The sequence below is a fragment of the Pseudaeromonas aegiceratis genome, from assembly GCF_046254905.1.
GTDB lineage: Bacteria > Pseudomonadota > Gammaproteobacteria > Enterobacterales > Aeromonadaceae > Pseudaeromonas > Pseudaeromonas aegiceratis.
The window spans coordinates 1,854,670-1,866,766 of record NZ_CP158016.1 but is presented as its reverse complement, the minus strand read 5'-3'; the positions used below and the strand labels follow the sequence as shown (position 1 = coordinate 1,866,766).

The following is a 12,097-nucleotide window of genomic DNA, read 5'->3' as shown; positions in this document are numbered from 1 at the left end:
GGGAATATCACAAGTCCCCGCTTGGGGAATTGCCAAATAGCGGTCCGGTGACACACTGTAGTCAAGTGATTACGTTGCCGGACCGTTTGGAGGCAAAGTGTTAAAAAGCAAACTCTTTATCCTGCTCTTCGCCTGCCTGTCGCCCCTGTCTAGCTCGGCCGCCGAACTGCTGCTATGGAACGCCCACAGCCTGGAGCACCTGCGCCCCATAGTGCTGGAGCGCTTCGAACAGAAGACCGGTCATCATATCGTGCAGCATCATTTTCGCGCCGATGCCCTGCGGGACAAGGTGATGTCCTCCGTGGTGCTGCCGGATCTCTACTTCATGCCCAGCGATCAGCTGAGCAACGTGGCCATCTATCATCTGGCGCCTTGGCCAGACAGCCTGACCCAGGGTCAGCCCCTGCGGGCCGACGGCCAGGTCGATGGTAAGTGGTACGGCATTCCCGTCAACCAGGGCAACCAGCTGGTACTCTATTACCGCAAGGACAAGGTGACCCCGCCCAAGCGCCTGGAGGATATCCCCGCCGGCCGGCTGGGCTGGCCCCGCTCCCAGGCCTACTGGTTTATCCCGTTTCTCACCGCCCAGGGGGGCTGGCCACTGACCGGTGACGGCTTTAGCCTCAACACGCCCCAGATGATCCAGGCCCTGGCGAGCTACAAGGCCATGTCCGATCGTCATCCCTCCACCCGCTGCGAGCTGACCTGCAACGAGCAGGCGTTCTATGAGGGCAAGATCGACTACCTCATCGACGGTGACTGGGCCTTCCAGGCCCTCAGCGAGCACCTGGCCGACAAGCTGGGGGCGGCGGTGTTGCCCACCTTCGGTGGTGGACAGATGCAACCCATGTCCAGCTCCTACGTGCTGGCCATGAGCCAGGGGCTGGATAAAGACAAACAGGCGGCGGCCCTGGCATTGGCCAAATTCCTGCTCTCGCCCGAAGTGCAGGCGGATCTGTACCAGCATTCCGGCCTGTTCCCCGGCATCAAGTCGGTGGGGGATGCCCTGCTGCCCAAGATGGGGGCGCTGCGCCAGGGGCTCTATCAGCAGCTGCTGGTCTCCCGCCCCATGCCCAACAGCTACCAGATGCTGATCGCCTGGTTGGTGCTGGGCAAGGGGTTGGAGACGCTGTTTGAAGAGGAGTATCTGCCGGCGGAGATTGCCCAGAAGATGCAGCAGCAGGCGGAGCAGGAGGTGGCTGCGCGATGATCCGGCTGAGTCGGCTCTATTTGTTGTTGGTTCTGGTGTTCACCCTGATCGCGGTGGGCACCCTGAGCCTGATGCAGTACCAGGCGCTGCGCACCTATGCGGCGGATAACCTGACCAGCGAGCTCAAGGGGGAGGCGTTTCGCATCCGCGATGGCCTGGAGCGCCAGCTCATCGGCCTCAAGGAGGGACTGCGCCTGCTCACCGGGCACGAGAGCATCATTAAGGGGCTCTCCACCCTGATCTATAGCGCTCAGGTGCAGAGTCGCTTCGAGGCGCTCTCCAACCGCTACGGGACCATCTCCTCCCTCTATCTGCTGACCCCGGATGGCAAGGTCAAGGAGAACTACGGCGGCCGGATCCGGCCCCTGGAGCAGGATGCCACCCTGCAGGCCCGGCTGGCCAAGCTGCGCAAGGCCGCCAACGAGGGGCTGCAGGGCGGGGCCATCTGGTCCCTCAAGGATCCCCTGCTGCTCCCCGAGGGCAACAATGAAGGCCTGGTGTTTGCCACCGTGGTGACCAGCTTCGGACTGCGGCAACAGGAGGCGGTACAGGGCTTCCTGCTGGCGCTGGTGCCGTTCAATCGCCTGCACAAGCAGCAGGAGGTGGAAGACAGCACCGTGCTGGAGATCGCCCCCCAGCTCACCACCTTGTCCCGCAACACCGTCAGCCAGACCCTGTCGCTGGATATCCAGGATCGCGACTTCACCGATGCCCTGACCCTCTATATCCGGGTCAGCCGCTCCATCGAGAGCATGGACAGCGCCACCAAGGAGTTTATCCGGCCCTTCCTGGTGGTGCAGCTGCTGGTGATGCTGTTTTTGATGGTGCTGCTGAGCCTCTCCTCCACCCCGGTGCTGCGGGCCTTCAATGGCCTCAACGGCATCATACAGCGCATGGAAGCCGGCCTGCCGGTGCAGAACTCCAACACCCGCATCTGGGAGTTTGCCCATACCGAGCGCCTGCTGATGGAGATGCAGGGGCGGATCCATGAGCAGCTGGCGGATCTGGAGCGGCAGAATCACCAGCTGGAGAGCCTGGCCAACGAGAAGGATCTCTATCTCAAGGAGCTGACCCAGCTCAACCAGAGCCTGGAGTCCAAGGTGGAGGAGCGCACCAATACCCTGGCCCTCAGCCTGCAGCGGATCGAGATCACCAACCGCTTCTATAACCAGCTGATCCTGCTGCGGCAGCAGCTCACCGATGACTCCAGCCCCCAGCAGGTGCTCAAGAGCGCGCTGAAACACCTGACGGCCTGTGAGCTGGGCCTGCCGTTTGCCATCAGCCTGAGCCTGGGGGAGCCCATGGTGACGGTGCAGCACAAGGATGACGATTTCCCGCTGCATAATCCGGCACCCCGTTACCGCAGCGACGAGGACTATACCCTGGAAGACGGGGTCTACAGTTTCAGCCTGCCCACCAACCATGGCAGCGGCTGGCTGCAGGTGGCGGCCCGCAGCCTGCGGGACGAGGAGCTCAAGGGGCTGCTGCTGTTTGCCCGTGAGCTGGGGGGCTATCTGGAGAAGCGCGCCCTGAACAACAAGCTGGCCTTCTGGGCCCGCACCGACGGCCTCACCGGTCTGGGTAACCGCATCGCCTTCGACCAGCTGATGGGGGATCTCGAAACGGCGCTGGATACCGAGGTGGGCCTGTTCCTGGTGGACGTCAACGGCCTCAAGGAGCTGAACGATAGCCAGGGGCATGAGGCCGGGGACGCCCTGCTCCAGACGGTGGCGGCGCGACTGCGCAGTTGCGTCCAGGGGGTGACCAGCTACCTGTATCGCATCGGTGGCGATGAGTACGTCATCGTGCTGACGGGGGAAGGGCTTAACCAGCGCAGCTGGCTGCAGAAGCGGCTGGATGAGGTCCAGTTCCAACCCGCCACCCTGGCCGGGCGCGAGCGGGGCATCAGCTTCAGCGTGGGTTATGCCGACACCCACGGCACCCATCTGGCCTCCCTGTATCGCATGGCGGACAAGGCCATGTATCAGCAGAAGCAGCAGTATTATGACTTGAAGCGCCACGCCAACCTGGGGGAGACGCAAAAGGTTGAGGAAAGCTCGGAAAGCGTGTAGCTTTTGCGCCGCAACTGAATATTTAGACGTATCCGACATTTAGGGAGCAGTTTATGCGCATCATTTTGCTCGGCGCCCCGGGCGCAGGAAAGGGCACCCAGGCTCAGTTTCTGATGGACAAGTACGGTATTCCGCAGATCTCCACCGGGGACATGCTGCGGGCCGCCATCAAGGCCGGTACCCCCCTGGGCCTCAAGGCCAAGGCAGTGATGGATCAGGGCCAGCTGGTGTCTGACGACATCATCATAGGTCTGGTCAAGGAGCGCATCGCCCAGGCCGACTGTGCCAAGGGTTTCCTGCTGGATGGCTTCCCCCGCACCATTCCCCAGGCCGACGCCATGAAAGACGCCGGTATCGCCATCGACTTCGTGCTGGAGTTCGACGTGCCGGATGAAGAGATCGTCAAGCGCATGGCCGGTCGTCGGGTGCACCCGGGTTCTGGCCGCGTCTACCACCTGGTCTTCAATCCGCCCAAAGAGGCCGACAAGGATGACGTCACCGGCGAAGCCCTGGTGATCCGTCCGGATGACGAAGAGACCACGGTGCGCAAGCGCCTGGATATCTATCACCAGCAGACCGAACCCCTGGTGGGCTACTATAAGGCCGAAGCCGCTGCCGGGCGTACCCGTTACGAGCGCCTGGACGGCACCCAGGCCGTCAGCGCCGTGAGCAACCAGCTGGCTGCGCTGCTGGGCTGATTTGCCCAACGACTTCCGCTGTATTAACGTCCGTCTAGTACGGACGTTTTTTTTGCCTGAGGATGCATGATGAGCCACAAACAAGGCCTGATCCTGGTCAATCTTGGGACACCTGAGAGTCCCACCCCCGCTGGGGTCAAGGCGTTTTTGCGCCCCTTCCTGAGCGATCGCCGGGTGGTGGATCTGACGCCCTGGCTGTGGCGCCCCCTGCTGGAGCTGTTGATCCTGCCCCGTCGCAGCCCTCGGGTGGCGCGCAACTATGCTCCCATCTGGACGCCGGACGGATCGCCGTTGCTGGCCATAGGCCGGCGGCAACAGGCCGGGGTCAAGGCGCGACTGCTGCAGGCCAATCTCGACTGGCCTGTGTGCCTGGCCATGACCTATGGTGAGCCTTCCCTGGCGGCGGCCTGGCAGCAGCTCAAGGCCCAGGGGGTGGAGGAGGTCTGCCTGCTGCCCCTCTATCCCCAATACTCGTCCACCACCATGGCACCTGTGCTGGATGCCTGGGGGCGTGTGATGGGCGCCGAGAAGAACGTGCCGGCACTGCACCTGGTGCGAGATTACCACCTGGCGCCCGGCTATATCGCCGCCCTGGCCAATCGGGTGCGCCACCACTGGCATCAGCAGGGGCAGGGGGATTGCCTGCTCATCTCCTTTCACGGCATTCCGGTGCGGTATGCCACCGAAGGCGATCCCTACCCGGCTCAGTGCCAGGCCACGGCGCATGCCTTGGCTCAGGAGCTGGGCCTTACGGAGGGCCAATGGCGCCTTAGCTTCCAGTCCCGTTTTGGCAAGGAGCCTTGGTTGGAGCCCTATACGGACGAGACGCTGGTGCAGCTACCTGGCATGGGTGTGCGTCGGCTGGATGTGATTTGCCCCGGGTTTGCCGCCGATTGTCTGGAAACCCTGGAGGAGATAGCCGAGGAGGGCAAGGCCGCCTTTCTGGCCGCCGGGGGTGAGTCCTACCGCTATATTCCGGCACTGAATGACCAGCCGGATCACCTGGATCTGTTGGTGACATTGGCCGCTCAGGCCCTGGGATCTGGAAAACCGTTTGCGTCTTGAGTGCCCTCTTTTTTCGGGTAAATGGGGCGTGTTACCATGCGCGCCCTCAGCCTGAACCCGGTGTCCCAGATGAAATTTCCCGGCCAACGCAAGTCGAAGCATTACTTCCCGGTGGACCGTCGCGATCCCATGATCCAGCCCCTGGCCAGTCCCGAGGGGCTCCCCCCCTACGTGGTGGGCATCGATCAGACGCTGGTGGATATTGAGGCCCATGTGGATGATGCCTTCCTCGCGGAGCATGGCCTCAGCAAGGGCCACTCCCTGCTGGTGAGCGATGCCACGGCCGAAGCCATCTACCTGGCCATCAAGGCCGGGGATCTGGTGGAGAGCGAGTTCGCCGGGGGGACAGTCGCCAACACCCTGCACAACTACTCTGTGCTGAGTGACTCCCGCTCCATCCTCCTCGGGGTGATGAGCGAGCAGATCAGCGTCGGCAGCTACGCCTACCGCTACCTGTGCAACACCTCTTCCCGGGTGGATCTGGATCACCTGCAGCCGGTACAAGGGCCGATTGGCCGCTGCTTCACCTTCGTCAGCCAGGATGGCGATCGCAGCTTCGGTATCAGTCCGGGGGCCATGAACCGGCTGACCCAGGATCACATCCCCGAGTCGGTGATCACCGGGGCTTCGGCCTTGGTGATCAGCGCCTACCTGGTGCGGGGGGAGGAGGGGGACACCATGAAGGCCTCCGCCATGAAGGCGGTGGCCTTGGCCAAGGCCGCCGGGGTCCCCGTGGTGCTGACCCTGGGGACCCGCCACGTGATCGAGGCCGATCCGGCCTGGTGGCAGGCGTTCATCAGGGAGTACGTCACCCTGCTGGCGATGAACGAAGAGGAAGGCGCCGTGCTGACCGGTGAGCAGGATCCGCTAGCCGCAGCCGCCAAGGCACTGGCCTGGGCGGATCTGGTGCTGTGCACCGCCGGCCCCCTGGGGCTCTTCATGGCCGGTTACACCGACGAGGCCCACAAGCGGGAGACCAGCCATCCCCTGCTGCCCGGCTGTATCCCGGAATTCAACCGCTACGAGTTCAGCCGTCCCATGCGCCGTGCCGACTGCCAGACTCCCCTGGCGGTGTTTTCTCACATCTCGCCCTACATGGGGGGGCCCCACAAGATCAAGAACACCAACGGGGCCGGGGATGGCGCTCTGTCGGCCGTGCTGCACGACATGGCGGCCAACTGTTTTCACCGCACCTCCGTGCCCAATTCCGCCAAGCACGCCGCGCCGTTTCTCTCCTACTCCTCCTTTGCCCAGCTGTGCAAGTACGCCAACCGGGTGAGCTACGAGGTGCTGTGCCAGAGCAGCCCGCGTCTGTCCCGTGGCCTGCCGGAGCGTGAAGACAGCCTGGAAGAGGCCTACTGGGAACGTTAATAAAATGTGATGACCGCTTGCCTTGCTGCCCCGGCCTGGCGTTATAGTTAAGCAGACCAGGCAAACAGAGGAGACATCCTATGGACTTGAGCGGCTACTTGCGCATGGACGCCAATATTTTGCTGGGCATAGTGAACGAAAAATTGCGGCTGGAGTGCCCGGATCTGGAGGATCTGCTGGCCACCTTCAACTTCACCAAGGGCCAACTGGATATGAAGATGGAGGAGATTGGTTACTTCTACGATCCGGTCACCAACCAGTTCAAGCCCCACTGAGTTTTCATCCCGCACAAACAACACCGGGGAGCCTAGGCTCCCCGGTCGTATTTTCAGCGATTAGCCTGCCGTATAGCCTAGTTGCTGCTTCACCGCCTCGCCCAGCTGCCAGACCGCCATGGCGTAATAGACGCTGTGGTTGTAGAGGGTGATGGTGGTGAAGTTGGGCAGCCCGTACCAATACTCGTACTGCTTGCCCACATCCAGCCGCAGCAGCAAGGCCTCGGAATGGGGAACCCGTGCCATAGGGCGTAGACCGGCGGCCTGCAGGGTGGCGACCGGGTAGTGCTGCTTGAGGCCTGGCTCCAGATCCCGTGCCTGGCCACGGGCCTTGACGGCGATGGTGTCGTTCTGGCTCCAGCCATGGGCCTGAAAGTAGTTGGCTACGCTGCCGATGGCATCTTCCGGATCCCACAGATCCGTCTTGCCGTCGCCGTTGAAGTCCACCGCATAGGCCTTGAAGGAGGAGGGCATGAATTGGCAGTAACCCATGGCGCCGGCGAAGGAGCCGCGCAGCTCATGGGCATCGACGCCATCTTCCCTGGCCATCAGCAGAAAGTTCTCCAGTTCGCCGGTGAAAAACGTCTCGCGGCGCGGATAGTCGAACGCCAGGGTCGCCAGGGCGTCCAGCAGACGAGTATTGCCCATCACCCGACCCCAGCGGGTCTCCACCCCTATGATGCCGACGATGATCTCCGGCGCGACGCCGTATTGCTGCTGGGCGCGGCGCAGGGCGTCACCGTGTTCCCGCCAGAAATCCACCCCGTTTTGCACGTTGCCCGGGGTGATGAATTTCTGCCGATAACGCAGCCATGCGCCATTTGGGCCAGAGGGGAGGCTGCTGGCGCTGGAGGGGGCCTGCTGGTCCATCAGGCGGAGCACAGAGTCCAGCCGCTGGGCATGGTTGAGCCAATAGGTGAGCTGGGCCCGGTCGTACTGGTGTTTGGCCACCATGTACTCGATGAACTGCTGGGCCTTGGGGTGAGTGGCATAATCCCCCAGCGGTAGGTCATCCGTCAGTTGGCCTGCCTTCAGCTTGCGCTGATCCAGCAGCCAGGAGCCTGTGGTGGCCGGCGGATCTGAGGGTAACAGCTTGCTTTCGGGGCGGGCACTGACCTGTTGGGTGCCATGATCGGGCGCGCTGCAGGCGCTAAGCAGTGGCAGCAGGCCGAATAATACGGGGGCTATAGGGTGGCGCATGTGGTGTCTCTATCGGGATGAAGTCTGGACGTCGCCAAGCCGGGAGAGCCCTGGCTGGGATCGGCACTTTACCCCAGCCACGGCCGCCAGTAAAACCCCGAATGCATTGGGGTGATCCCTGGCTAAGGTGCCATTCAGACTAGGGGGCTGGCACAGCCAGTGTCTGCTGAACGTCAACGCAGTATCGCCCGCAGCGCGCCGGTTCCTTGACCGCGGGACCCCGCAGTTTACCGCGATGGGGCCGGCAGCAAGCGATAGTCGAGGCTGGCCGGACAGAGGCTGGCCAGAGTGAGGCGGGCGCTGGCCAACTGGGAGGTGGCGGCGCGGCTCTCCACCAGGGCCGCGCGGCGGATCTGGGTGAGGTCCCACCCTTGCAGGTGCGCCTTAGCCAGGGCCGACTGCATGGCCGGCAGGGAGGGATTGTAGGCGGCGTTTTCGGCACTGCGTCCCGTGATGATCTGGCCATCTGCCGCTTCCAATGCCACCCCAGCCAGGGCGCCGGAATAGGGGGCATAGCTGGCCTCGGCGGCGGTGCGGGCGTGCTGCAACAGGGGATCCCCCTCCAGGGGCGCCAGGGTTTGGCCTTGCGGGCTCATCAGCACCTGGCGGATGCCCAGATCCGCCGGACCAAAGGCATACGGCAGCAGCTGCGCCAGGCTATGGCGGCCCTGGGGCAGTTGGATCTGCACCCCTGGCCCACCTTGGGTCTCGTTGATGAACTGGCGGCAGTGGCCGCAGGGGGAGGCATTGACCGTCAGGCTGAGGATCCCGGTCTCTCCGGCCAGCCAGGCATGGTTGATGGCGGACTGCTCGGCGTGAATGCTGGCCCCCAGGGGCTGATCCGGGAATTCGAAATTGGCGCCCACATAGCGGGTGCCACTGGCCCCCAGGGCGATGACGCCCACATTAAAGTGGCTGATGGGGGTATGGGCGTAGGCTGCCGCCACCGGCAACAAGGCCAGACTCAGGGCCGTATCGTCCAGGCCGCTTTGCGCCTGCAGGGCCTGCCACTGTGGGGCACTCAGGTGGGCGGCGGCGCCCTGAGCCTGGTTGGCGGTGAGCTGCGCCGCCAGCAGTCTGGCTAATACCGGAGGCAGGGTGGCGATGGCATCGAGGACGGCGCTAAACATGGGGCTCTCCTTAGGCTGACAGCCAGCAGCAAACCAAAGGGTTTACGTGCCTAGCCCAATAGATGGAACAGCAGGGGCGCGACTATGGCGGTGAGGATGCCGCACAGCACCATGGCCAGGGACGAGAAGGCCCCCTGTTCCACCCCCTGCTCGGCGGCGGCAGCCGTGCCCACCGCATGGGAGCAGGCCCCCATGGCCAGCCCCTGAGCGTGGGGATCCTTGACGCCGAACAGCTTGAGCAGGGGGAAGCCGATCAGCGCCCCCAGTATCCCCACCAGGATGACGATGGCCACGGCGATATCCGGGATGCCGCCCAGGCTCTGACTGACGCTCATGGCCAGGGGGGTGGTGATGGAGCGGGTGGCCACCGAGCTCAGCATGTCGTGGGGGGTCTGCAGGTAATGGCCCACCAGCAGGGTGCCGGCCACGCTGATGAACACCGCCACCAGGCAGCACAGCAGGATCGGCACCAGCTTGGCGCGGATATGCTTCATCTGGCTGTACAGGGGCAGGGCCAGGGCCACCACCGCCGGCTCCAGGAAGAAGGTGATGGGCCGGGTGCCGGCCTTGTACTGCTCCAGGGGCAACTGCCAGAGGGCCAGCATGCCCATGAGGATCAGCATGGGGATCAGCACTGGGTTGATGATGGGCAGGGGAAAGCGGCGATAGAGGGCCCGGGTCAACAGGTAGAGCACCAGGGTCAAGGGCAGGGCCAGATAGAAGATCATTGGTTCAACCTCTGATACAGGCGGCCCACCACCAGCAGGATCAGGGTGATGCCGGCCAGCACGTTGAGCACTATGAGCAGCAAGGAGTCGGCGAAGGCGTCCAGATAGGCCAGCAGACCCACCCCCACCGGGATAAACAGCAGGGCCATGTGGCGCAGCAGCACGCCGGCGCCGGCCTCCACCCAACGCAGTTTCACCACCTGCAGATTCAGCAGGACAAACAGCAACAACATGCCCAGAATACTGCCGGGAAAACTAAACGGCAGCAGGGCGGCAATGGCTTTGCCGGCCCACAGGCAGGCAAACAGCACCAGGGCATCCCGTAACAACACGCCGGCCAGGCGCACACGGGGCAACAACCACGCCATGATGACTCCGAAAAATGAAGAGGGGGTCACAGTTTAGCAGAGTTGACCCAGGACGAAAGTCGGCTTTAGGCTGCCCATTAAAAGCAAATAATATAAAAACGAAGGAAATCAGGATAATACGCTATGAGTAGTCAACCCATGCCCAAGGGGCCGACCCCCTTGCTGCAATCCCTGCGGCAGAACCTGCTGCAACAGGCCCAGGCACTGCCGGGCTTGGCCCTGCCCATGTGGCAGGCCGACGAGGTGGTGGTGCGCTGGGACGGCCCAGCCCTGCAGCAGGCCGCCGGCCGCCAGGTGCTGCCGCATCGCCATGAGGCATCGCCGGCCGCCGAGTGGATCCTGTACGACGGCCATCCCTTCAGCGAGCCTGTGTTCGAGATCTACGGCGAGGGTTACCAGATGCTGGCCCAGACCGCCGGCACCTGGGATGCCCCCGAAGCCGTGGGCCGTTGCCCGGATGCCAGCTATGGCCTGGGGGAAGAGGCGGGCTATCACAGCTGCTATAACCTGCTGCTGGTGCGCCAGGCCAACGGCTGGACCCTGCTGGGCTTTACCGCCTGCCGCGAGTTTGTCGGCGTGTTCCGCCTCTACCCGGGGGGCCGCTTGCAGATCCTGATGGAGACCCAGGGTGGTCAGCCCGACAAGGGCGCCACCTGGCATAGCGAGCCCCTGTTTGTCACCCAGGGCGCGACGCGGGAGTCGGTGCTGGAGCAGTTTGCCCAGCGGATCTGCGCCCAGCATCCACCCCTGGCTTCGACCGGCCGCCCCACCGGCTGGTGCTCCTGGTATCACTACTATGCCGACGTCAGCCGTGCCGACATCGAAGAGAACCTCAGCCAGCTGCAGGCCAACTGGCCGGGCTTGGAGTTTGTGCAGATCGACGACGGCTTTCAGGCGGCCATGGGGGACTGGCTGCGGCCCAGCGCCAAGTTTGCCGGCGGCCTGGCGCCCCTGGTGGCACAAATACACGCCCAGGGGGCGGAGCCTGCCTTGTGGCTGGCGCCCTTTATCGCCGAGCCGGACTCAGAACTGTTCCAGACCCATCCGGACTGGTTTATCCATGATGAGCAGGGCCGTCCCATTCCCGCAGAGCAGGTGACCTATGGCGGCTGGCGCTGCACCCCCTGGTACTGCCTGGATGGCAGTCACCCTGAGGTACAGGCCCATCTGCGTGCGCTGTTTGCCACCCTGCGGCGCGATTACGGCATCCGCTACTTCAAGCTCGATGCCCTCTACTGGGGTCTGCTGCCGGCGGGAGTCCGCCACCATGGTGGCAGCCGGGTGGCCGCCTATCGTGCGGGCCTGGCCGCCATGTTGGCGGGGGCCGGGGAGGGCGCCTTCTTGCTGGGTTGCAACGCGCCCCTGTGGCCCAGCCTGGGGCTGGTGCACGGCATGCGGGTGGCGGATGACGTGGAGCGCAGCGGCCCGCGCTTTCGTCAGCTGGCCCGGGAGATCTTCTACCGCAGCTGGCAGGCGGACCGCCTGTGGCGGCTGGACCCCGACTGCCTGTGCCTGCTGGACATTCCGGCTCAGCAGGCCAGCCCTGCCGAATACGACTTCCACCTGGCCACCCTGGTGGCCGCCGGCGGCAGCCTGTTGCTGGGGGATCGGCTGCAAGCCCTGGACGCGGCGTGGCAGGCCAAGGTAGTCCGGCTGCAAAGCCTGGTGGCGGCACAGCTGCCGCCGCTGCGCTTCACCGACACCCGTTTTGATCAAGGTTGGGTGCGCTTTGGTGATCACTGGCTGGGCTGCCTGTTCAACTGGCAGGACGAGCCCAAGCCCGTCACCCTGCCATTGGGCAGCCAGGACTTCTGGGAACAGCGGCCGCTGGCGGTGGATCAGACCCTGGCACCCTACGGCGCCCTGGTGATCCAGGTGCCGGTGGCGCCCCACCGGGCCCTGGGCCTGCCGGAGGGTGGCAGAGTCGATGACCGCGCTGGCGAATTGTCTGCCGGGTCTTCCCCCCTGAGCTAGTCGGAC

The 12,097-nt window shown here is 64.1% G+C and carries 11 protein-coding genes; 7 read left to right on the top strand and 4 right to left on the bottom strand.

The annotated features are described in order from the left end of the window. Positions 1 to 97 precede the first annotated feature (97 nt). The 6 genes from ABHF91_RS08835 (at position 98) to ABHF91_RS08810 (ending at position 6,691) form a co-directional block, all read left to right on the top strand. Positions 98 to 1,210, top strand: a complete 1,113-nt coding sequence (locus ABHF91_RS08835; protein ID WP_409419940.1) for an extracellular solute-binding protein — start codon at positions 98 to 100, stop codon at positions 1,208 to 1,210. Continuing rightward, on the top strand, positions 1,207 to 3,282 hold the full coding sequence (locus ABHF91_RS08830; RefSeq protein WP_409419939.1) for a GGDEF domain-containing protein: 2,076 nt from the start codon (positions 1,207 to 1,209) through the stop codon (positions 3,280 to 3,282). Before ABHF91_RS08835 ends, ABHF91_RS08830 begins: the two co-directional genes overlap by 4 nt. A gap of 53 nt (positions 3,283 to 3,335) precedes the next feature. After that, entirely contained in the window at positions 3,336 to 3,980 is a 645-nt protein-coding gene (adk, locus tag ABHF91_RS08825; protein WP_409419938.1) for an adenylate kinase, read from the top strand. A 69-nt stretch (positions 3,981 to 4,049) separates the two neighbouring features. Next, complete coding sequence (gene hemH, locus ABHF91_RS08820; RefSeq protein WP_409419937.1) at positions 4,050 to 5,045, top strand: ferrochelatase; 996 nt, start codon at positions 4,050 to 4,052, stop codon at positions 5,043 to 5,045. Between the two features lie 69 nt (positions 5,046 to 5,114). Then, on the top strand, positions 5,115 to 6,416 hold the full coding sequence (locus tag ABHF91_RS08815) for an inosine/guanosine kinase (protein WP_409423099.1): 1,302 nt from the start codon (positions 5,115 to 5,117) through the stop codon (positions 6,414 to 6,416). A gap of 80 nt (positions 6,417 to 6,496) precedes the next feature. Continuing rightward, entirely contained in the window at positions 6,497 to 6,691 is a 195-nt protein-coding gene (locus ABHF91_RS08810; RefSeq protein WP_345009092.1) for a DUF4250 domain-containing protein, read from the top strand. A 60-nt stretch (positions 6,692 to 6,751) separates the two neighbouring features. Here ABHF91_RS08810 and mltB read toward each other — a convergent pair whose 3' ends face one another. From mltB to ABHF91_RS08790, 4 genes are all read right to left on the bottom strand, one after another. Further along, entirely contained in the window at positions 6,752 to 7,891 is a 1,140-nt protein-coding gene (mltB, locus tag ABHF91_RS08805) for a lytic murein transglycosylase B (protein WP_409419936.1), read from the bottom strand. 227 nt (positions 7,892 to 8,118) lie between these two features. Further along, positions 8,119 to 9,021 carry a cytidine deaminase gene (gene cdd / locus ABHF91_RS08800; RefSeq protein WP_409419935.1) on the bottom strand — a complete coding sequence of 301 codons (903 nt, stop codon included), beginning with the start codon at positions 9,019 to 9,021 and terminating at the stop codon, positions 8,119 to 8,121. 50 nt (positions 9,022 to 9,071) lie between these two features. Further along, on the bottom strand, positions 9,072 to 9,749 hold the full coding sequence (locus tag ABHF91_RS08795) for an LrgB family protein (protein ID WP_409419934.1): 678 nt from the start codon (positions 9,747 to 9,749) through the stop codon (positions 9,072 to 9,074). Then, positions 9,746 to 10,117 carry a CidA/LrgA family protein gene (locus ABHF91_RS08790; RefSeq protein ID WP_409419933.1) on the bottom strand — a complete coding sequence of 124 codons (372 nt, stop codon included), beginning with the start codon at positions 10,115 to 10,117 and terminating at the stop codon, positions 9,746 to 9,748. Before ABHF91_RS08790 ends, ABHF91_RS08795 begins: the two co-directional genes overlap by 4 nt. Positions 10,118 to 10,240: 123 nt before the next feature. On the opposite strand from ABHF91_RS08790, the gene ABHF91_RS08785 reads away from it, so the two are divergent. Further along, positions 10,241 to 12,091, top strand: coding sequence for an alpha-galactosidase (locus ABHF91_RS08785; RefSeq protein WP_409419932.1), 1,851 nt, complete (start codon positions 10,241 to 10,243; stop codon positions 12,089 to 12,091). Positions 12,092 to 12,097 lie beyond the last annotated feature (6 nt).